We start from the raw sequence: 21,522 nt of genomic DNA, 5'->3' as shown, positions 1-21,522 counted from the left end.
ACCACGCGGCGGCCGCACCGCCCGGCGGCGACAAGTCAACGGGCACCACGTCGAGCCGCCATGATGAAACGGCCCCAGCCCCAGCCCCAGCCCCAGCCCCAGCCCCAGCCCCAGCCCCAGCCCCAGCCCCAGCCCCAGCCCCAGCCCCAGCCCCAGCCCCAGCCCCAGCCCCAGCCCCAGCCCCAGCCCCAGCCCCAGCCCCAGCCCCAGCCCCAGCCCCAGCCCCAGGCGGCGACGACGGGGTGTCCGCTCGGCTAGGCGACGGCGACGACGGGGTGTCCGCTCGGCTAGGCGACGGCGACGACGGGGTGTCCGCTCCGCTAGGCGACGGCGACGGCGACGGCGACGGCGACGACGCGGTGTCCGCTCCGCTAGGCGACGGCGGCTGTAACGGCGACGAGGCGGTGTCCGCTCCATTAGGTGACGGCGACGGCGTGATGGTTGCTTCGCCCGACGGCATTGAGGGAACGGGCGTCGTGTCGGGGATCGCCGGCGCAGTTGGCGCGGTACTGAGCCGTGGTGATGCGATCGGAACAGCGCCGCCGCATCCCGCCGATATCGCCAGCGCCTCGCTGGGCTTCGCCGAATCCGGGACTGCCCTGCTCAGCCGGGACGATTTCGCGGCGGCGCTGCGCGGGCTGGCTCCGCGATACTGGGATCGGCATCCGTTTCACTTGCGCCTGCACGCAGGGGACTGCACGCCGGGCGAGGTCCGGTCGTGGGTCGCCAACCGCTGGTACTACCAGAGCGTCCTGGCGCGGAAGAACGCCGCGATCATCGCCGCCTGCCCGGTGCCGGAGGTCCGGCGGCAGTGGGTGGAACGGGTGACATTTTTCGACGGCGGCGCACGCGACGACTGGCTGGTACTTGCCGACGCCGTCGGACTGAGCCGCGACGAACTGCTCGACGAGCGGCATGTGGCCCGCGGCACCCGGTTCGCGGTCGACGGCTACCTAACCTTCTGCCGACTGGCACCGTGGAAAGAAACCGTCGCCGCGGCGCTGACGGAACTTTTCTCCCCCGAGCTCATGGCCGCCCGGATCGTCGCGTGGCGGCGGCACTACGACTGGATCAAACCGGACGGTTACGCGTACTTCGAAAATCGCATCCAGGCTGTGCGCGGCGACGCCCGGCAGACGCTCGACCTGGTCTTGACCCACTGCCGTACCGCCGACGAGCAGCAGGCCGCGATCGGCGCGCTCGCCTTCAAATGTGACGTCCTCGGGGCGATCCTCGACGCGGTCGACTACCAGGGCGGCGTGCCGTGAGGCCCGGTCTGGCGAACGGCGTGCGCCTCGTCCACGATCCGGTCCGCGACGTGGACGCGCTGCTCTATCCGGAGGGCAGTCTGCTGCTCGACGGGCCGGCCCCGGACATCGTCCGCGCCTGCGACGGGCGACGCGATGTCGGCGAGATCCTCGCGGTTCTTTCCGAGACGTACGAGGGGGTCCACGCCGACGACGTCGCGAACCTCATCGGCGAGTTGGCCGGGCGTCGCTTCCTCCGTGACGGCGGCAGTGCGGCGGTAGCCGTCGAATGCGCCGATCCGCTCGCCCACCCATCCGGCAGCCATCCCGGCAGCTCATCCGGCGATGGGGCGCCGCTGCCGATCGGGATGATTGCCGAGTTGACCTATCGGTGCCCGCTGCGCTGCGGATACTGCTCCAATCCGGTGCAGATCGACGGTTCGGAACTCGGCACGGCGACGTGGGTCGATGTGCTGGATCAGGCGCGGGCGCTCGGGGTCCTGCAGGTGCACTTCTCCGGCGGCGAGCCGGCGCTGCGCCCCAATCTGCCGGTGCTGGCCGGTCACGCACGGCGGCTGGGCATGTACACCAACCTCGTGACCAGCGGCATCGGTTTGACGGAGGCGAAGCTGGCCGCTATTGATCACGTGCAACTGTCGATCCAGCACGCCGATGGCCCGGCGGCGGACGCGATCGCCGGGTTCCGGGCGCACGACAAGAAGATCGCGGCGGCCACCATGATCCGCGCTGCTGGGCTGCCGCTCACGGTCAACGTGGTGCTGCACGCGAGCAACGTGGATCGGGTGAAGGAAATTGCTACCTTCGCGTTCGAGCTCGGAGCCGAGCGCCTCGAACTCGCGCACACCCAGTTCTACGGATGGGGACTGCTCAACCGGGCGGCCCTGATGCCCACCGCCGACCAGGTGCGACAGGCGAATCTGGCGGCTGACGTGGTGCGGGAGCACTTCGCTGGGTTGTTGGAAATTGTCTACGTCGAGCCGGACTATCACACCGGCCGGCCGAAACCGTGCATGAACGGCTGGGGGTCGCGGCAGTTCGCGGTGTCCCCGGCCGGTGCCGTGCTCCCGTGTCTGGCGGCGCAGCAACTGCCCGGGCCTCCGGCGCCGTCGGTCCGGGAGCACCGCCTCGCCGATATCTGGCACCGGTCGGAAATTTTCAACCGCTTCCGGGGTACGGCGTGGATGCGGTCCCCATGTCGGAGCTGTGACCTGCGGGAAGTCGACTTCGGCGGGTGCCGCTGCCAGGCCTTCCAGCTGACCGGGGACGCCGCGGCCACCGATCCGGCATGCGTTCTGTCACCGAATCACGATCGCCTGGTCGCGATAACCACGGCAGCTGCAGCGACTTCGCCGATCACGCCGATCACGCCGATCACGCCGATCACGCCGATCACGCCGATCACGCCGATCACGCTGGCTGCGCCGACCACGCCGGCTGCGCCGACCACACCACGCACGCCGACTGCGGAGGCCGCGAGGGTCGCGGTGATTGCGGCGTCGACTGCGTCGACTGCGGAGGTCGCGGTGGCCGCCGAGGTCGCGGAGGTCGCGGAGGTCGCGGCGACGGCGATGACCGCGGCGGCTGCGACTGCGGCTACCGGGCGGCCGCCGATGATTCCGCGGCGATACGCATGAGGATCCGGGTGCTCGGCAGCGCTGCGGGCGGTGGTGTTCCGCAGTGGAACTGTGCTTGCCGGGTTTGCCGGCAGGCTCGTGCTGAAGGAAATTTCCGTCTTCAGGACACGGCCGCTGTGAGTGGCGACGGAACAGCCTGGTACCTGATCAACGCGGCGCCGGACGTGCGGGCCGGCATCCTGGATACGCCGGAACTGGCGCCAGGGCCGGGCTTGCGGGATACGCCGGAACTGGCGTCAGGGCCGGGCTTGCGGGATACACCCCTGCGCGGGGTCTTGCTGACGACGGCCGAGTTGGATCACACGCTGGGATTGCTGAGCCTGCGTGAGGCGATACGCCTGCGGATCTATGCCACGGCGACCGTGACGATGGCCTTGACCAGTGTATTTCCGGTTTTTCCTACCCTCGCCCAGTACACCGGCATCGACGTGCACGAGGTGTCGGACGGGATTGCGTTGGACGGTGGACTCGACGTCCAGCGGCTGACCGTCGGCACGAAGCGTCCGCGATACGCCCGAGCTGACCTCTCGGAAGAGGGCCTTGCGGAGGGCGGCAGTCCAAAGGTCGGCGGGTCCGGTCCGAAGGTCGGCGAATCCGGCGATGGCCGCGGGCTGGGAAGCTGTGGGCGGGGGGACTGGGTTTCCGCGCTGAGACTCACGGATCGCGCGACGAAGAAAAGTTTGGTCTATGCCACCTGTCTTCCGGAGTGGACGGAAGATTTCGACGCGTTCGTCGATGGTGCTGATGAAGTTCTGCTTGACGGGACCTTCGGAACCGAGGACGAGCTGACTTTGATGACCGGGCGGCCGGGTACGGCACGGTCGATGGGACATCTGCCGATGTCTGTGTCGAGAGAGCATGCGGGGCGGCATCCCGGTACGCGTTTTCGGTTCAGTCACCTCAATAACACCAACCCGGCCGTCGGGGACGACATCGTCGCCGACGGCGACTTGCTCTGACCGCTTCCGATCAGCGGCGATTGCTTCGGCAGCCGGCCGGTGGGATGGGCCTCGCCAGGAGTTGGGCGGCCTGTGGGCGGGTCAGGTGCGGGGGCGCTGGGTGCGGGAGGGCTGGGTGCGGGAGGGCTGGGTGCGGGAGGGGCTGATCCGTACCGGGAAATTGGGGTGAGGCCGGGTGGTAGCGGCCTGGAGGTGGCGGAAGGTTTTTGGCAGGGCAGGCACAGCTCTTGACATCGACATGTTTCTACCTTGATAACTAACGTACTGGTTCGTACAAAAGGCGGTGGGCCGTGGTGACCCGTTCGGATCAGCGATTTCTGGTGGGGCTCATCGGGGCCGGGATCGGTACCTCGATGAGTCCGCCGTTGCATGAGCTCGAGGCGGAGCGGCAGGGGTTGCGCTACTACTACCAGCTCATTGACCTGCAGGAACGTCGGCAGGCGGTGGGGGAATTACTGGACGCGGCTCGGAAACTGGGGTTTCGCGGGCTCAACATCACGCACCCGGCGAAGCAGGAGGTGCTCGCGTACCTCGATGAGCTGAGCCCGGAGGCTGCCGAGCTCGGCGCGGTCAACACCGTCGTCTTCGAACCGGGGCGCGTGGTGGGGCACAACACCGACCGGTACGGGTTCGCGGCGGGGCTGGGGCGGGCGCTGCCGGAAGTTTCCTTCGGGCACGTCGTGCAGCTCGGTGCCGGGGGTGCCGGGGCGGCGGTGGCGTCGGCACTGGCCGCGGCCGGCGTGCGGCGGCTGACTCTGGCGGATCTCGATGCCGGGCGGGCGCGGCGCCTGGCCGAGGCGATGGCGGTGCATCCGTCGATGACGGTCGAGATTGTCTCGCCGGATGCGGTGCCGGGGCCGTTGGCCGAGGCGAATGGGCTGGTCAACGCCACTCCGATCGGGATGGAAGGGCATCCCGGCATGCCGATCGCGGCGACGCATCTGCATGCGGGTCTGTGGGTGGCGGACGTGATCTACCGGCCGCTGGAGACCGAGCTGATCCGGGCGGCTCGCGATCGTGGCCTGCGGGTCGCCGACGGCGGCGGGATGGTGGTCTCGCAGGCGGCGGCGTCGTTCCGGCTCTTCACCGGCCGTATGCCGGATGAGCGGCTCATGATCGAGGACTTCGTGCGGCTGAGCGGCTCGGGCGGTGGCCGCGGTGCCGCCGGCCTTGGAGGCACCGGTGGTGGAAACGCGGGCGATCGGGGCGCCGGCCGCGGACGGCCCGCGGATGGCGGCGGTGCGGGCGTGGGCGAAGGCGCCGGACGCGGCGCGGGCGGTGAGGCTGCTGGAAACGGCGCCGGCGGGAGCGATGGCGGCACCGCCGGTGGAGGTGCGGGCGGCCGTGGCTAGGGGGCGGGCGGGACTACCCGCGGGACCAGCGCTTCAGCAGGGCGGGCAGTTCGTCGTTGTGTTCGCCCAGGGACGGCGGGCTGGTCGCCGGGGACAGTTGCTCGCCGTCGAAGAGGACGCCGTTGCCGGAGACGCGCAGGGGGTCGTTCCGGTTCAGCGGCGCCGGGAAGGGCAGCTCGGCGAAGAAGCCGCGCTGCGCGACCTGGTCGGCGGTCACCGCCTGCGCGACCGTCAGGATGCGGGCGGCCGGCACCCCGGCGGCCGACAACATCCGTTCCCACTCGGCTGCCGGGCGCGCCGACAACGCCGCGTTGAGCAGCTCGTTCAGCTGCGTGCGGTGGGTCTTGCGGGCCTCCCGTTCGGCGAACAGCGGGTGCGTGATCAGATCCGCCCGCCCGACCAGGCGGCACAAAGTTTCGAACTGTTCCTGCCGGTTCGCCGCGATGTTGAGCGGGCCGTCGAGCGCGGTGAACGTGCCGGACGGCGCCGCGGTCGCGTTCTGATCGCCCATCGGCTGCGGCTCGACGCCGCTGACCAGGTAGTTCGAGACGGCCCAGCCCATCGCCGACAGCGACGCCTCCAGCATCGAGACGTCCAGGAACCGGCCGCGGCCGTCGTGTCGCCGACCGGCCAGGGCGGCGGTCACCGCCAGGGCGGCGCTGAGCCCGCCGACCGTGTCCGCGACCGGGAACCCGACCCGCATCGGCGCGGTCTCCGGGGTCCCGGTCACCGACATCATCCCGGACAGGCCCTGGATGATCTGGTCGTACGCCGGCGCCTGGCTCATCGGCCCGGACTGGCCGAACCCGCTGATCGCGCAGTAGATCAGCCCCGGGTTCAGCGCGGACAGCCGCTCCCACGGGAAGCCGATCCGGGCCAGCACCCCGGCCCGGTAGTTCTCCACCAGCACATCGGCGTGCCGGACGAGGTCGGTAAAAGTTTCCTTCCCGGCCGGCTGCTTGAGGTCCAGCTCGATCGACTTCTTGCCGGCGTTCTGCGCCAGGAACGAGGCACCCAGCCCGGCCCGGTTCAGCTCCGGGTCCGGGCCCAGCCGCCGGGCCAGGTCGCCGCGGCCGGGAATCTCGATCTTGATGACCTCGGCGCCCAGCAAGGCGAGATGGTACGTGCAGTAGGGCCCGGCGAGGACGTTGGTGAGGTCGAGGACGCGGATGCCTTCCAGCGGCCGGTCGTGCATGCCTGGTACTCCCGTCGTGGCTCAGAACAGGGGGTGTTCGAAACCCCGTTCGTTCAGGTGGTCGGCGGCGGCGCCGAGCGCCTTGGCGAACTCGGCGACCCGGTCCTCGGTGAAGCGGACCGTCGGACCGCTCAGGGTCAGCGCGGCGACGACCGTCCCGGCGCGACCGAGGATCGGCACGGCCACCGCGGACAGCCCGTTCTCCCGCTCGCCGTGGCTGACCGCGAAACCCGCCGCGGTGGCCTCGTCGATCCACTCGCGCATCCGGCGGACATGACCTTCGCCGTACGGCGACGAACGGGCGACTCTTTCCAACAGCGCGGGCGACGCGTTGCGCAGCAGGATCTTCGCCGACGCACCTGCCCACAGGGGAAGCTCGTCACCCACGTGGACGACGTGCCGGAGCGGTTGCGGCGACTCCTGCTGGGCGATGCAGACGCGCACTACATCCCGTACGACATAGAAGTTGACCGTTTCTCTTTCTCGCGAAGCGAGCTCGCGCATCAACCGTTGCGTCTCCGGTGGCAGCTCCCAGCCGCGGCGGGCCAGGTGCGCCCACCGCCACAGCCCCGGGCCCGCCATGTAGCCGGAGCTGGTCGCCCACAGCAGACCGCTCTGCTCCAGGGTCTGCACGATCCGGATGACGGTAGTTTTCGCCAGGCCGGTGGCCGCGACGATGTCGCGCACGGCGATGAGCGGACGGTCCTCGCTGAGCAGCGACAGGATGTCGAGGGCGCGCTGGATGCTGCGCACGCCCTGGCTGTCGGCGGACTCATTGCTCACGGTGCTTCACTTCCTCCCTCGCGCCACGGCGCAGGCCATGGTGCGACCTCGCGTCACGGCGGGTGCCGTGGCACGACCTCGTGTCACGGCGTCAGCGTGGCACGACCTCGCGCCCCGGTTCCGGTCGTGACGCGACCGCGGGTGTTCCGGACACCTGCGATTCTGCCGTCCCGGCCGACGCGTCATCGCTTCGTAACTTTTCGACGTCCGCCTATTGCCTTCGGCTCGCGGCCAACCGTACGTTACACCGGAGTCCACACAGTGGTCCAGAAAGCCATTTGCGGTCCGTGTAGCGGACCCTCTGGAGGTCTCGATGCTGTCCGCCATCCTCGACACCCCGCCCGGCACCGTTGTCACGGCACCGTCGCTGCTCGCCGGAAAGTGGCTCGGCGACGGTCCCGCGGCCGAGCGTGTCGGCCCCTACACCCGGGCCGTCGTCAGCCGCGCCCGGGTCGCCGAGCCCGCCGACGTCGCCCTCGCCGGTGAGTACGCGAAGGCCGGCGCCCGCACGATCGCGCGGCTCGCCCCGGCCACCCGGGCCGGCATCCTGGAACGCGCCGCGGTGCTCGCCACCGAGCGGCGCGACGAATTCGCCCGGCTCGTCGCCCTTGAGCTGGGAAAACCGGTCAAGGACGGCCGGGGCGAGCTGGACCGGGTCGCCGACACGTTCGCGGTCTGCGCCGCCGAGGCCCGGCAGATCGGCGGCGATCTGCTGCCGGTGGCCGGCTGGGCGCGCGGGGTCGGCAACACCGCGCTGACCTACCGGGCGCCGGCCGGGGTGGCGCTCGCGATCACGCCGTTCAACGCGCCCGCGAACCTGCTCGCGCACAAGCTCGGCGCGTCGTTCGCCGCCGGGAACAGCACCGTCGTCAAAGCGCCGCCACAGGCGCCTGCGGTGTCGGCCGCGCTGGTCGCGCTGCTGCTCGAGGCGGGCGCGCCGGTGGAATCCGTCCAGTTGCTGCACGGTGGCGGTGACGTCGGCGCGGCGCTCTGCGCGGCGGCGGAGATTTCCGTCATCAGCTTCACCGGCAGCGCGGAGACCGGTGCCGCCGTGGCCCGGGCGGCCGGGGCCAAACGTCTGGTGCTGGAGCTCGGCGGGAACGCGGCGACGATCGTCTGCGAGGACGCGGACCTGGGCGAGGCCGCGCGGGTGTGCGCGCGGACCGGATACACCAACTCGGGGCAGAGCTGCATCTCCGTGCAGCGGGTCTACGTGGTGCGGGAGCACTTCGACGCCTTCGTGGACCAGCTGACGGCCGAGGTGGCGGCGCTGACGGTCGGCGATCCGCTGGACCCGGCGACCGACGTGGGGTCGATGGTGGACGAGCGGGCGGCCGCGCGGGTGCTCGGCTGGGCGACCGAGGCGGTGGGCGGGGGCGCGCGGATCACCGTCGGCGGGAGCCGGGACGGCGCGACGCTGGCGCCGACCGTGGTGGCCGGGCCGCGCGCCGACGACAAGGTGGTGACGAAGGAAGTTTTCGGCGCCTTGGTGACCGTGCTGCCGTACGACAGCTTCGAGTCGGTGTTGGAAACCTGCAACGCCAGCAGCTTCGGGTTGCAGGCGGGAATTTTCACCCGCGACATCGGGCGGATCCTCACCGCCTGGCGCGAGCTCGAGGTGGGCGGCCTGATCGTGAACGGCTCGTCGAACTACCGGCTCGACCACGTGCCGTTCGGCGGGGTCAAGGACTCCGGGTTCGGGCGGGAGTCGCCGCGCTGCATGGTCGAGGACTACACGGTGATCAAGACGCTGCTGGTGCGCGGGATGTCGATCTGGGGGGAGAACTGATGGAGACGCGGACCGGCGCCGGCGCCCTGGTCGACCAGCTCACCGCTTACGGGGTGACGAAAGTTTTCGGCACCTGCGGGCATACCAACATCGCGCTGCTCGACGCGATCGGCAGGAGTGACATCGAGTTCGTCATCGCCCGGCACGAGCAGACCGCCGCGCACGCCGCCGACGGCTACGCCCGCGCGACCGGGCGGCCCGGCGTCGTCCTGATGCACGTCGGGCCGGGCATGATGAACGCGGTCACCGGGGTGGCGACGGCAGCCATGGACTCGGTGCCGCTCGTCGCGATCTCCGGGGACATTCCTTCCTATCTGTACGGGCGGCATCCGCACCAGGAAGTGAACCTGCACGCCGATGCGGACCAGACGGCGATCTATCGCCCGTTCGTGAAACGCGCCTGGCACGTGCATCGGGTCGAGGATCTGCCGCGGTTCACCGAGCGGGCGTTCTGGACGGCGACCAGCGGGCGGCCGGGTGCGGTGCTGCTCAACGTGCCGATGGATATTTTCAACCGGCCGTTGCCGGCGGGAAGTTACCCACTGCCGCGGGTGGTGACGCGGCCGGATCTGTCGGTGGCGGACGCGGAGCGGATCGCGGCGGCGCTCGTGGCAGCCGAACGGCCGCTGATCTATCTCGGGGGCGGGCTGCGGGGCGAGGTCGGGGGCTTGCGCGGTGAGGCGGATGGCGGCGCGGGTCCGCAGGCTGGGTCGGATGGCGGCGCGCGTGCGGAGGCTGGGCCGGATGGCGGCGCGCGTGCGGGGGCCGGGCCAGATGGATCGAGCGGAGAGGTGCGCGGCCCGCAAGGCGCACGTGGTGAGGGCGGCGTGCGCGGTCCGCAAGGCGCGGGCGGTCCGCAAGGCGCGGGCGGTCCGCAAGGCGGGGGCGGCGCTGGTGGCGGGGGAGGTGCATTTGGCGGGGGCCGTGCGGTTGGCGGAGGCGGCGAAAAGATTCTTCAGGAGCTCGCCGAGCACCTGGACATCCCGGTCGCCCACTCCCTGATGGCCAAGGGCACCCTCCCCGACGACCACCCCCTGCTCCTCGGCATGCCCGGCTTCTGGGGCCTGAAAGAAACCAACGACTACGCCCGCAACGCCGACCTCGTGCTGGCCATCGGCACCCGCTTCGCCGAGACCGACGCCAGCTCCTGGGACCCGGACTACACCTGGCGGTTCCCGCCGACCCGGCTCATCCAGATCGACATCGACCCGGCCGAGATCGGCCGCAACTACCCGGTCGAGATCGGCGCGGTCGCCGACGCCACCCGCGCCGTCGAGCAGATTCTCGCCGCCGTCCGCCGCCACCGCCCCGGAGGAAAGAAACAACCGGGCCTGCGCGAGCGGATCGTCACCGCGCGCACGAAACTTTTCGCCGACAGCGCGGAACGCGGCCGCGGCGACCAGTTCCCGCTGCGCCCCGAGCGGATCCTCGCCGACCTCCGCGCGAACCTGCCGGACAACGCGGTCCTGGTCACCGACGTCGGCTGGAACAAGAACGGCGTGGCCCAGTGCTACCCGCTCCCGGCCGCGGGCCGGTTCATCACCCCGGGCGGCGCCTCCACGATGGGTTTCGGCCCGGCCGCGGCGCTCGGCGTCCAGATCGCCGAGCCGGACCGGGTGGTGGTCGCGCTGATCGGCGACGGTGGGATGAGCGCCCAGCTCCCGGCGCTGCCGATGGCCGTCGAACAGGGCCTGCCGGTGATCTTCCTGGTGATGAACAACCGCGCCCACGGGACCATCTCCGACCTGCAGTCCAGCTTCTTCGGCCGCAGCTACGGCTGCGACTTCACCGACCCGGACGGCAATCCGTACAGCCCCGATTTCGCCGCCCTCGGGCGGGCCTGCGGCCTGGACGGCTACGACGTCGCCGAGCCCGGCGATCTCGAGAAGGCGCTGAAGTCCGCGGTGCAGCGCCGCCGCCCGGCCGTCATCGACGTCCCGATGGTCAACGAGCCCGTTCCCACGCCCGGCCATTGGAACATCAAGGACATTTACCAAGGTGTATTCGAATAGAGAGGTGAGACGAACGTGCCCCGACTTCGCGCCACCACCATAATCTCCGTTCTCCTCCTGATGGGCGCCGCCGCCTGCAGCGCCCCCGGCAGCAACGACGACAAGGCCACGTCCGGCAACGGCCCGATCAAGATTGCCTTGGTCGACGCGCAGAGCGGCCAGCTCAGCTCGCTCGGCGCGTGGGAGCTCAAGGGCGCCCGGCTCGCCGTCGACGAGTGGAACGCGGCCGGCGGCATCAACGGCCGCCAGATCCAGCTCGACGTCTTCGACGACCAGGGCGACCCGACCACCGGCACCACCCTGGCCCGCAAGATCGACAGTGAGAACTACCTCGCGATGATCGGCACCGCGGAGAGCGCGGTGACCATCGCGATGGCGCCCATCCTCAAGCAGGCCGAGATCCCGAACATCACCTCCGGCCAGTCGCCCGGCCTGGTCGCGGTCGGCTCCGAATTCCTGTTCCTCAACGGGCCGACCAGCACGACGTACGACGAGACCCTCGCCAAGTACGTCGTCGACCAGCAGGGCCTGAAGACCATCGCGATGATCACCAACAACGGCTCGTACGGCAAGGGTGAGCACGACGCGTTCCTCAAGTCCCTGAAGAGCCGGAACATCACCCCGGTCGCCGACCAGGTGGTCACCACCGACCAGAAGGACTTCTCCGCCGTCCTCACCGGCATCCGGCAGAAGAACCCGCAGGTAATTTTCGTCGGTGCCGAGGAGGTCGAATCCGGCCTGATCGTCAAACAGGCCCGCGACCTGGGCATCACCGTCCCGTTCGCCGGCGCCGCACCGCAGGGCACCCCGGTCTTCCTGGACACCGCAGGGGCGAAGGCAGCCGAGAAGACGATCGTCAGCTCGCCGTACCTGAGCAACGACGTCAGCGACGCGTCGAAGAAATTCGCCGCCGCCTACAAGGCGAAGTACAACGAGGATGCCGAGCTGCACGGGGCGAAGGCCTACGACGGTACGCAGATCATGCTGACCGCTCTCAAGTCCAGCAACGTGGGCACCGGCAAGGCCCTCGCCGACGCCATCCGCGCCACCAAGTACCAGGGGCTGCTCGGCGACTTCGCCTTCGACCAGACCGGCGTCGGCATCTTCGCCACCTCGATCGGCACCATCCAGAACGGCAAGCTCGTCGCGGTCACGGGCTGACCAGCATGCAGGTCTTTCTTCAGACGATCGTGGGCGGCGTCAGTCTCGGCGCCGTCTACGCCCTGGTGGCGCTGGGCTTCTCGCTCGTCTACCGCACCATGGGCCTGGTCAACTTCGCCCACGGCAACGTCGTCACCGTCGGCGCCTATCTCGCGTCCACCTTCTACCTGACCAGCAAGCTGCCGTTCGCCCTGGCGATGATCGCCGCCATCGCCGTGACCGGGATGATCGGCCTGGTCATCGAACGGGTCCTGCGCCCGTTGGAGAACCGCGACTTCGACCTGATGCTGATCGGCACGATCGGCTTCGGCATCGTCCTGGACGCCCTGGTGATCGCGATCTGGGGCGCCACCGGGCGGGCCGTCCCGTCGCCGGTGCCGGCCGAGCCGCTCGACGTGTTCGGGCTGCGGATCCGGACGTACGACCTGGTGGTGCTCGCCATCGCGGCGGTCGCCACGATCCTGTTGGTTCTTTTCCTCTCCCGGACCAAACGCGGTGCCGCGATGCAGGCCGTCGCCATGGACCACGAGGCGGCCACCGCGGTCGGCATCCACGTCGGGCGCAGCAACGCGATCGCCTTCATGATCGGTGGCGGTCTCGCCGCGCTGGCCGGCGGCCTGGTCGGCCCGCTGCTCTACGTCAGCCCGGCGCTCGGCGGCGCGCTCGGCATCAAGGGCTTCGCCGCGGCGATCCTCGGTGGCTTCGGCAGCATCCCCGGCGCGATCGTCGGCGGCCTCGCCATCGGCATCCTCGACTCGTTCACCGCCGGGCACTTCCAGGGTTACTCCGAACTGGTCACCTTCATCGTCTTCACGGTGATCATCATGGTGCGCCCGACCGGCATCTTCGGCGAGCGGACGGTGAACCGGGCATGAGAACGAAGATCCTGCTGCTGGCGGCCGCCGCGATCGCGGCCTGGCTGCTGCCCTACGGCCTGGACTCCTACGCCATCCACGTCGTCGACGTCATCCTGATCTTCGCGGTCCTGGCGATCGGGCTCGGCCTGGCGATGGGCATCGCCGGGCAGGTCAACCTGGCCCAGGTGGCGGTTTTCGGCGTCGGCGCCTATGTGACGGCAATTCTCACCACGAAGGCCGGCTTCGGCTTCTGGGTCTCGGCGGTCCTGGCGGTCCTGGCCACCGTGCTGATCGGCCTGGTCATCGGTGTCCCCGCGCTGCGCGTGCAGTCGCATTACCTGGGCATCGTCACGCTCGGGCTGGCGCTCGCGTTCACCAGCTGGGTCACCAACGCGCAGGTTTCCGGCGGCGCCGAGGGCATCTCCGGGATCCCGGTGCCGGAAATTCCCGGCGTCGATCTCTCCAGCGAATATCTCTACTACTACCTGGAGATAATTGTCTTCGCGGTCCTGCTCGCGTTCGGACTTTTCGTCGTCCGGACCAGCCTGGGGCGGCGGATGCGCGCGATGCGCGACGACGCGCTCGCCGCCGGCTCGCTCGGCGCCGAGGTCCCGGTGCTGCGGATGACCGCGTTCATGCTGGCCAGCGTCTACGGCGGAGTCGGCGGCGTGCTCTACGCGGGACTGATCCGCTACGTGGCGCCGGAATCTTTCAACATCGCCAACATGTTCCTGCTGCTCGGCATGGTGATCATCGGCGGCCGGCAGAGCCTGGTCGGCTGCGTGGTCGGCGCGGTGGGCCTGTCCCTGGTCCGGGAGGCGCTCGTCGATCACCCACAGATCGCCCAGATCGCGTACGGATCGGTGGTCGTCCTGGTGGTGGTCTTCGCCCCCACCGGTCTGGCCGGGCTGCCGGTCCGGGTCCGCGCGGCCGTCGCCCGCCGCCGTGGGCATCAGGGCGCTGCCGCGCAATTACGACCCTTCCATCCGTACGAGGTGGAGCAGTCCCGCCCGGACGGCGAAAACATTCTTCAGGTCGACCAGGTGACCAAACAGTTCCGCGGTCTGAAAGCCCTCGACGACGTCTCGCTGACCGTGGCGGCCGGCGAGATCCGGGGCATCGTCGGCCCCAACGGCTCCGGCAAGACCACCCTGTTCAACGTGGTCAGCGGGCTGTACCGGCCGACCCGCGGCCGGGTCCGGTTCCGGGGCAGCGATCGGACCGGCAGCGCGCCCTACCGGCTGGCGCGCGCCGGGATGTCGCGGACGTTCCAGAACCTGCGGCTCTTCGGCGACCTGTCCGTCGAAGAAAATATCCTTGTCGCGCAGGACCGCAGCCGGACCCGGGAGAGCTGGCGGTATCTGCTGCGGCCGGTCAGCGTGCTGCGCCGGGACCGGGTGCTGCACCGGCAGGCCCGGGACGTGCTCGACCGGTACGGCCTCACCGAGTTCGCCGGGCTGGCCCCGAAGTCGCTGCCCTACGGCATCCAGCGGCGTGTCGAGATCGCCCGGGCGGTCGCCGCCGGGCCGGCCCTGCTGCTGCTGGACGAGCCGGCCGCCGGCCTGAACGGCGAGGAGGTGCGGCAACTCGCCGAGATCGTGCGCTCGATCCGGGACAGCGGCATCACGGTGATCATCATCGAGCACAACATGGGGCTGGTCATGTCGCTGTGCGAGCGGGTGACGGTGCTGGCCAGCGGGCGGATCATCGCGGAGGGGACGCCGGCCGAGGTGGCCCGGACGCCCGCGGTGATCGAGGCGTACCTCGGGGATTCGATGTCCTCGGACGACCTGCCGCCGATCTCGGAGGTGACGCGATGACGGTGATGTCTCGTCTGTGGCTGCCCGGAGCGATGGTTGCGGGTCGCTGGGTGCGGCTGAATCTGGAGGTGGTGTGATGACCGCGGCGCCCACTGCGCCGGTGACTACCGGCCGGACGCTGACCGTTGAGGGGCTGACCGTGCATTACGGCGGCGTCTGCGCCGTACGCAATCTGGGTTTTGAGGTTCCGGCGGGGGATGCCGTCGGTGTGATCGGGGCCAACGGTGCGGGGAAGACCTCGGCGTTGAAGGCGATCATGGGGTTGGTGCCGCGGACGGTCACGGCGCTGCGGTTCGGCGACGTCGACCTGGGCCGGGTCAGTGCTCGTGACATGGTCCGGCACGGGATCGGCTACGTCCCCGAAGGGCGGCACGTGTTCGCCGGGCTGTCCGTCGAAAAGAACCTTCTGCTGGGTGCCTACGCGCGGAAATGGAACGCGGAGACCCGCGCGACCCTCGGCGAGGTGTACGAGCTGTTCCCGGTGCTCGGCGAGATGCGCGGGCGGCTCGCCGGCGCGCTCTCCGGGGGCCAGCAGCAGATGCTCGCGATCGGAAGGGCGCTGATGTCGAAGCCGCGCCTGTTGCTGCTCGACGAGCCGTCGATGGGCCTGTCACCGAAGTTGGTCGAGGACATTCTCGCGGTGCTGTTGCGCCTGCGAGCGGAAGGATTAAGTCTGCTGCTGGTCGAGCAGAACGCGAAACTTACCTTCGAGGCCACCAGCACCTGCCTGGTCGTCGAGAACGGGGAGGTCGCGATGACCGGTACCGCGGATCGGCTCCGGCACGACCCGCAAGTGAGGCGGATCTATCTCGGACTCTGATTCCGTGGCCGCATCCGTGGCCACGGAAACCTCGGGCCGCTGAAGCCGTCGGCGTCCGCGACCGCTGGCTCCGGAAACCATAGAGTTCGAAGGAAAGTTCCAACGGAAGGAAACAAACATGCCGACTCCGCCACCTCCGGCGGCCAAGGAGCGCGTCCGGGACCCCGAGCGCACCCGCGCCGAGATCATGGAGGTGGCGACCCGGGAGTTCGCCGACCAGGGCTATGCGGGCGCGCGGGTCGACGAGATCGCGGCCAAGACCCGGACCACGAAGCGGATGATCTACTACTACTTCGGTGGCAAGGAAGGTTTGTTTCTTGCCGTTCTGGAGCAGGCGTATCGGCACATCCGTTCGCTCGAGCAGCAGCTGGATGTCGATCATCTGGAGCCGATCGAGGCGCTGCGGCAGCTGGCCGAGCTCACCTTTGATCACCATGAGTCGCATCAGGACTTCGTCCGGCTGGTGGCGATCGAGAACATTCACTACGCGCGGCATCTGCAGCGTTCGGAGTCCCGTGAGGTTCTGGCCGCGCCGGCTCTGGAGGTTCTTACCCGGATCATGGAGCGGGGACAGGCTGCGGGCGTCATCCGGGACGGTCTGGACGCGCTGGACGTTCATATGATCATCAGTGCGTTCTGTGTGTTCCGGGGGGCCAACCGCTATACGTTCCGGGCGATCTTCGGCCGGGATCTGCTGGATCCGTCCCTGCGTGATCATCTGCGTCGGACCATCGGTGACCTGGTCGTCGCGCACGTCAGCGCGCGGGGCGGCGGATCGCTTCCGGCGGCCGATCTGTCAGGACCTCCTCGCTGAGCTGCGCCGGTTGAGTTCCTGGTCGACGCGGTGCGCCGCGGCGGTGAGGTGGGTCGGCGGTGGAGAAATGCAGCGTGGGGCTCGGGGCTCGGGGCGCGGAGGCGCGAGGGTGTGGCGGCGCGACGGTGTGGCGGGGCGGGGCGGTGTGGCGGCGCGGGCGGGGCGAGGGCGCGACGGCGTGGCGGCGCGGAGGCGCGAGGGCGTGGTGGCGCGAGGCGCGGAGGCGCGAGGGCGTGGTGGCGCGGGGCGCGAGGCGCGGAGGCGCGAGGGCGTGGTGGCGCGGGGCGTGGTGGCGCGGAGGCGCGACGGCGTGGTGGCGCGGGGCGCGAGGCGCGAGGGCGTGGTGGCGCGAGGCGCGGAGGCGCGAGGGCGTGGTGGCGCGGGGCGCGAGGCGCGGAGGCGCGAGGGCGTGGTGGCGCGGGGCGTGGTGGCGCGGAGGCGCGACGGCGTGGTGGCGCGAGGCGTGGTGGCGCGGGGGCGCGAGGGGTTGGGCGCGAGGTGAGGTGGTGCGGGCGCGACCTGGGCCGCGTCCGCACCGACTGAGGTCAGGCTGGGTGGTCGTCCAGGATCAGGACGATTTTGCCGCGCCGGGATCCGGACTCTACGGCGGTGTGTGCGGCGGCGGCGTTCATCAGGGAGAACTCGGCCTCGATCGGGATGACGAAGCGGCCCTGCGTGAACAGCTCCGCCGCCGCCCGCAGGCCGTGCCGGCCGTGTGGCTCGCCGGCCAGCTCGCCCATCGAGAGGCGCACGCCGTGCGACGCCGCGCTGAAGTCGGCCAGGCTGAGTACCGACGCCGGATCGCCGGTGAGGCTGATCAGTTCCGGTAGCGAGCCGGCGCCGGCCACGTCCAAGGCGCGATCCACGCGGGGACCCGCCGCGTCGAGGGCGCGGTCCACGCGGGGACCCGCCGCGTCGAGGGCGCGGTCCACGCGGGGACCCGCCGCGTCGAGGGCGCGGTCCACGCCAGCACCGGCCACGTCCAGGGCGCGATCCACGCGGGCACCGGCTGCGTTCAGGGCGTGGTGGTCGAGTGCACCCGCCGCACTGTGGGCGCGGTCCGCAGGGGCACCGTCCGCGTTCAGGGCGCGGACGTCGCGGGTGCCGGCCACGTCGCGGGCGTGGTCGAGGTGGGCACCTGCCGGGTCGAGCGCGCGGTTGGCCCCTGCGCTGGTCGGGTTCAGGGGGTGGTTGGTGCTGGTCACCCGGGTGGGTAGGTCTGGGCCGTAGGTGATGGGGGTGGCGCCGAGTTTGCGTAGGAAGTCGTGGTTCGACGGGCGGGCGGTGCCGATCACCCGGGCGCCCCGCGCTACCGCCAGCTGCACCGCTACGCTGCCGACACCGCCGGCGGCGCCGTCGATCAGGAGGGTCATTCCTGGGTGTACGTCGAGCAGGTCCAACGCCCTGGTTGCCGTCTCGACGCTGGTGCCGGCTGCGCCTGCCTGCGCCCACGGCATGGTGGCCGGCTTCGGGGCCCAGGACCGCAGGATCGCGAACTCCGCGGACGCGCCGCCCAGGCCGGCCAGCTCGACGCTTCCGAACACCTCGTCGCCCGGTGCGACCCCGGTGACGCCGGGACCGATCTCGTCGACGACGCCGGCCGCGTCCACCCCGGGAATGTGCGGGAGCGCGAGGCGGGCGCTCATCGGGGTACGGCCGGAGCGCAGGGCGGCGTCGACCGGGGAGACTCCGGCGGCCTTCACTCGTACCCTAATTTGGTTTTGAAGGGGGTGCGGCGCAGCCGCTTCGGCGAGGTGGAGGACTTCCGGGCCACCGAACTCGGTGTAGTGAACAGCGAACATGCCGGTACGGTAAGTCGGAACCGGAGCAGCTGTTCCGGAACGCGACCGAAGTGAGAAGGGCGGCGGCCGGCAATGTCTCGGATACCGCGGTCGGACGCGCGTGCCAACCGGGAGCGGGTTATCGGCGCGGCGCGGGAGACGTTTGCCGCCGATGGTGTCGAGGCGCCGATGCGGGCGGTCGCGCGGCGGGCCGGGATCGGTGTCGCGACCCTCTATCGACATTTTCCGGCGCGGGCCGATCTGCTGACGGCAGTTCTCGCCGAGCGGGTCGCGGAGTGCTCCGAGCGGATGCGGGCGGCGCTCGAGGATCCGGATCCGTGGCGGGCGTTGGAGGGGACGATCCGGGAGTTCGCTGACCGGCAGGCGAGCGACCGGGCGCTCAACGAGGCGCTGTTCGGCGCGCACGATGCGTTTCCGGAGGAGCGTCGTGAGCACTCGCGGGCGCTGAACACGCTGGTCGAACGGGCGCGGAAGGCGGGCGTGCTGCGGGCCGGGGTGGACGCTGACGACGTGCGGGCCGGGCTGCTCGCGATCGCGTCGCTGCGCCGGCTGCCGCCGGAGACGAGTGGTGCGGTGATCGGCAAGCTCCGCGATTTGATCCTGGCGGGGCTTCGGCGAAAATAACCGCCGAAAATAACCACCAGAAATTGCCGGCAGAAACAAACCACCGAAACAAACCGTCGAAACCAAACGGTAGAAACAAACCACCAAACCAGCCGGTAGAAAAACTCCGCCGAAAACAGACCGGAAAAACGACCGGCAAAAACAAACCGGCAAAAACAAACCGCCGGAACAAGGCGGGACCGAATACGTCACTCCAGGCCGAAGTCGCCCAGCAGTTCGGTGATCGCCAGGACCTGGTGGACGATCGGCACCGGATCACGCACCAGCACGTCTCGGCCCGCTACGCTTGCCGCTTTCTTGCATTCGACCAGGGCCTGGACCCCGGCCGAGTCCAGGAATGTCAGGTGGCTCGCGCCGAGCTCGATCAACGGCGCCGCCGTGTCGGCCAGGATCTGATGAAAAGCGGTCACGAAGGCCGCGGTGTTGGGAGTGTCGAGCTCACCGTCGAGATCGATGCGGACCGTCCGGCCGTCGACGGCCACCGGCGCACCGATGCGCAGTGCGTGATCGTGCTCCACGGATCTCTCCTGCGTCGAAAGGCGTCGGCGCGAAAAAATAGGGCTGACATCAGCGACAGTACGTGATTCCCCGGCCGGTCCCGTCGTTCATCGCACCACTGGCCGGGCCGGGCGGCGTTGTCAGCCGAGCGGGAGCGTCGCCGTGGCGCTAGCGCTCGTGCGGGGAGGGTAGTCGTGGTGCCAGGCCGGTCCCGTCGCCCGTCGCACTGCTGGCTGGACCGGGTGGTGTTGTCGCCTGAGCGGGAGTGTCGCCGTGGCGCTGGCGCTCGTGCGGGAGGGTGGCCGTGGTGTCGGGTCGGTCTTGAAGGTCGTCGCACTGCTGGCGGACGTGCGGAATGGTGGCCGCGGTGTTGGCGGGCTACACCATCGCGTCGCTGATTGACTTTACGCCGCCGTGGGCGGTCAGGCCGCCGTCGACAGGGATCTCTGCGCCGGTGATGAACGATGACTCGTTGCTTACCAAGAACAAGATCAAGGGGGCGACTTCGTCGCTGGTTCCGGTACGACCGAGCGGGGTCTCCGCGACGTTGGCGTCCCGGAACGCCGGGGCGGCGGAGGCGGTCATCGGCGTCTCGATGTATCCGGGGTGCACCGTGTTGACCCGGATGCCGCGTGGTCCGAGCTCCAGGCACGCGGCCTTGGCGAGTCCGCGCAGCGCCCACTTGCTGGCGGTGTACGCGACCGGATAGTGCCCGGTCAGCGCGGCGACCGAGCCGACCACGACGATCGAACCGCCCCCGGTCATCAGCGGGGTCAGCGCCTGGATACCGAGCAGGGTGCCGGTGACGTTCACGTCCGAGACGCGGCGCAGGTCGGCCGGGTCGAGCTCGCCGAGCCGGGCCCGCCAGGTGATCCCGGCGTTGGCGACCAGGGCGTCGACCCGGCCGTAGCGCTGTCGCAGGTCCGCCGCGAGGGCGGCCCAGCCGGCCGGGTCGGTGACGTCCAGTTCCCGGATCCCCGGCCCGGCGTTGATGTCACAGGCGATCACGGTGGCGCCCTCGGCGGCGAGCAGCCGCGCCTCGGCGGCGCCCTGCCCCTGGCCGGCGCCCGTCACCACGACGATCTTTCCGTTGACCCGCACGGTCCCAGGATCGGGGTGGCCGGGAGTTCCGGGAAGACCGGATTCGCCGATGCCGGCCATCACCGGGGCTGATGGTCAGCCGGGGAGTCCGCTCGGCTCCGGGATCCGGTGCATCTTCGGCTGGCACGGCACCGCCCGGCGCAGGCCGACCGGAACCTCCGGCTGATGCCACGGCGTCCGCTGATGACTCAGCCGTGGCTGCTCCGGCGAGGCGCTCCGACGCTTCTCGACGGTGGCTTGCGTGGCGTTCCGGCAGGTCCCGGCTGCGGCCGGCGTGGTGTTCAGGCACGTCACGAGGGCAGCCGACATGGTGTCTGGGCATGTCCCGACGGCGGTCGGCGTGGTGTCCGGGCATGTTCCGAGGGCGGCCGGTGTGGCGTTCCGGGAGGTCTCGGCCGCGGTCGGGGTGGCGCTGCGGCGCTTCTCGACCAGGGCGCAGACGGCGGCCAGAACCATGCCGAGCAGCATGCCGAACCCGGCCCCGGCCAGCGGATGATGCGCGAACGTAGCCCCGCCGATCCGGCCCAGCCCGAGCGCATACCCCGCCCAGGCCAGCCCGGCGAGCGCGCTGAAGAGCCGGAACCTGGCCGGGTGCAGACCGGCCGACCCGGCGGTCACGGTCGTCGCCGTCCGCCCGTACGGAATGAAGCGCCCGACCAGGATGGCCGCTCCGCCGTACCGGAGAAGCGCTCTTTCGCCCTTTGTCCGGACCTCCGCCATCCGGCCCCGGGTGAGCCGCCCCGCCCGCCGCCCGAGCCGGTAGGTGATCCGGTCCCCGGCGATCCCACCGGCCGCCACCACGGCCAGCAGGGCGAAGACGTTCGGTGAGCCGGTCGCGGAGAGCGCGAACAGGCCGATCACCAGCGTCTCGGACGGCATGACCGGGAAGAACCCGTCGATGGCCACGGCCACGAAGACGATCACGTAGAGCCACGGTGAACAGATCAGTGGCAGCAGGTGGTGCAGCATCGGCGTCCCTCCCTCAATCCGTTGTCACCGACCGTACGGATGAGGGCGGCACCGCTTCGATGGT

The 21,522-nt window shown here is 70.3% G+C and carries 18 protein-coding genes; 12 read left to right on the top strand and 6 right to left on the bottom strand.

Features of this window, described 5'->3' with window-relative positions; all coding sequences use genetic code 11:
• Window positions 1-308: 308 nt before the first annotated feature.
• The 4 genes from L3i22_RS31445 (at window position 309) to L3i22_RS31430 (ending at window position 5,213) form a co-directional block, all read left to right on the top strand.
• Entirely contained in the window at window positions 309-1,268 is a 960-nt protein-coding gene (locus L3i22_RS31445; RefSeq protein ID WP_255657309.1) for a hypothetical protein, read from the top strand.
• Window positions 1,265-2,902, top strand: coding sequence for a pyrroloquinoline quinone biosynthesis protein PqqE (pqqE, locus tag L3i22_RS31440; protein WP_221321121.1), 1,638 nt, complete (start codon window positions 1,265-1,267; stop codon window positions 2,900-2,902). Before L3i22_RS31445 ends, pqqE begins: the two co-directional genes overlap by 4 nt.
• Window positions 2,899-3,861, top strand: coding sequence for an MBL fold metallo-hydrolase (locus L3i22_RS31435; RefSeq protein WP_221321120.1), 963 nt, complete (start codon window positions 2,899-2,901; stop codon window positions 3,859-3,861). Before pqqE ends, L3i22_RS31435 begins: the two co-directional genes overlap by 4 nt.
• 293 nt (window positions 3,862-4,154) lie before the next feature.
• Window positions 4,155-5,213, top strand: a complete 1,059-nt coding sequence (locus L3i22_RS31430; protein WP_255657308.1) for a shikimate dehydrogenase — start codon at window positions 4,155-4,157, stop codon at window positions 5,211-5,213.
• Between the two features lie 13 nt (window positions 5,214-5,226).
• Here the strand turns inward: L3i22_RS31430 and L3i22_RS31425 are convergent, their stop codons facing one another.
• Both L3i22_RS31425 and L3i22_RS31420 read right to left on the bottom strand, forming a co-directional pair.
• On the bottom strand, window positions 5,227-6,408 hold the full coding sequence (locus L3i22_RS31425) for a CaiB/BaiF CoA-transferase family protein (protein ID WP_221321119.1): 1,182 nt from the start codon (window positions 6,406-6,408) through the stop codon (window positions 5,227-5,229).
• Between the two features lie 21 nt (window positions 6,409-6,429).
• Window positions 6,430-7,191: an IclR family transcriptional regulator gene (locus tag L3i22_RS31420; protein ID WP_221321118.1), complete on the bottom strand. Its 762-nt coding sequence runs from the start codon at window positions 7,189-7,191 to the stop codon at window positions 6,430-6,432.
• A gap of 313 nt (window positions 7,192-7,504) precedes the next feature.
• On the opposite strand from L3i22_RS31420, the gene L3i22_RS31415 reads away from it, so the two are divergent.
• The 7 genes from L3i22_RS31415 to L3i22_RS31380 all read left to right on the top strand — a co-directional run bounded on the left by L3i22_RS31415 (window position 7,505) and on the right by L3i22_RS31380 (window position 16,464).
• Entirely contained in the window at window positions 7,505-8,980 is a 1,476-nt protein-coding gene (locus L3i22_RS31415) for an aldehyde dehydrogenase family protein (RefSeq protein WP_221321117.1), read from the top strand.
• Complete coding sequence (locus L3i22_RS53835) at window positions 8,980-10,992, top strand: thiamine pyrophosphate-binding protein (RefSeq protein WP_255657307.1); 2,013 nt, start codon at window positions 8,980-8,982, stop codon at window positions 10,990-10,992. The genes L3i22_RS31415 and L3i22_RS53835 overlap by 1 nt, the downstream gene beginning before the upstream one ends.
• Window positions 10,993-11,007: 15 nt before the next feature.
• Entirely contained in the window at window positions 11,008-12,153 is a 1,146-nt protein-coding gene (locus L3i22_RS31400; protein WP_221321116.1) for an ABC transporter substrate-binding protein, read from the top strand.
• Window positions 12,154-12,158: 5 nt separating this feature from the next.
• On the top strand, window positions 12,159-13,028 hold the full coding sequence (locus L3i22_RS31395) for a branched-chain amino acid ABC transporter permease (protein ID WP_221321115.1): 870 nt from the start codon (window positions 12,159-12,161) through the stop codon (window positions 13,026-13,028).
• Window positions 13,025-14,830 carry an ATP-binding cassette domain-containing protein gene (locus tag L3i22_RS31390; RefSeq protein WP_221321114.1) on the top strand — a complete coding sequence of 602 codons (1,806 nt, stop codon included), beginning with the start codon at window positions 13,025-13,027 and terminating at the stop codon, window positions 14,828-14,830. Before L3i22_RS31395 ends, L3i22_RS31390 begins: the two co-directional genes overlap by 4 nt.
• A 76-nt stretch (window positions 14,831-14,906) precedes the next feature.
• Complete coding sequence (locus L3i22_RS31385; RefSeq protein ID WP_221321113.1) at window positions 14,907-15,650, top strand: ABC transporter ATP-binding protein; 744 nt, start codon at window positions 14,907-14,909, stop codon at window positions 15,648-15,650.
• A 187-nt stretch (window positions 15,651-15,837) separates the two neighbouring features.
• Window positions 15,838-16,464 carry a TetR/AcrR family transcriptional regulator gene (locus L3i22_RS31380; RefSeq protein WP_255657306.1) on the top strand — a complete coding sequence of 209 codons (627 nt, stop codon included), beginning with the start codon at window positions 15,838-15,840 and terminating at the stop codon, window positions 16,462-16,464.
• A gap of 545 nt (window positions 16,465-17,009) precedes the next feature.
• Here L3i22_RS31380 and L3i22_RS53830 read toward each other — a convergent pair.
• On the bottom strand, window positions 17,010-18,266 hold the full coding sequence (locus L3i22_RS53830; RefSeq protein WP_255657305.1) for an NADP-dependent oxidoreductase: 1,257 nt from the start codon (window positions 18,264-18,266) through the stop codon (window positions 17,010-17,012).
• Between the two features lie 72 nt (window positions 18,267-18,338).
• On the opposite strand from L3i22_RS53830, the gene L3i22_RS31370 reads away from it, so the two are divergent.
• The gene (locus L3i22_RS31370) at window positions 18,339-18,890 is read left to right on the top strand and encodes a TetR/AcrR family transcriptional regulator (RefSeq protein WP_255657304.1); all 552 of its coding nucleotides are present in this window, start codon (window positions 18,339-18,341) and stop codon (window positions 18,888-18,890) included.
• A gap of 188 nt (window positions 18,891-19,078) precedes the next feature.
• Here L3i22_RS31370 and L3i22_RS31365 read toward each other — a convergent pair whose 3' ends face one another.
• From L3i22_RS31365 to L3i22_RS31355, 3 genes are all read right to left on the bottom strand, one after another.
• Complete coding sequence (locus tag L3i22_RS31365; protein ID WP_221321111.1) at window positions 19,079-19,408, bottom strand: STAS domain-containing protein; 330 nt, start codon at window positions 19,406-19,408, stop codon at window positions 19,079-19,081.
• 358 nt (window positions 19,409-19,766) lie between these two features.
• Window positions 19,767-20,489 (bottom strand): SDR family NAD(P)-dependent oxidoreductase, encoded by a 723-nt coding sequence (locus L3i22_RS31360; RefSeq protein WP_255657303.1) that lies wholly within the window; start codon window positions 20,487-20,489, stop codon window positions 19,767-19,769.
• Window positions 20,490-20,564: 75 nt separating this feature from the next.
• Complete coding sequence (locus tag L3i22_RS31355) at window positions 20,565-21,458, bottom strand: DedA family protein (protein WP_221321110.1); 894 nt, start codon at window positions 21,456-21,458, stop codon at window positions 20,565-20,567.
• Between the last annotated feature and the right edge of the window lie 64 nt (window positions 21,459-21,522).

The sequence above is a fragment of the Actinoplanes sp. L3-i22 genome, assembly GCF_019704555.1.
Taxonomy (GTDB): domain Bacteria; phylum Actinomycetota; class Actinomycetes; order Mycobacteriales; family Micromonosporaceae; genus Actinoplanes.
This window is presented reverse-complemented; position numbering and strand designations above follow the sequence as displayed.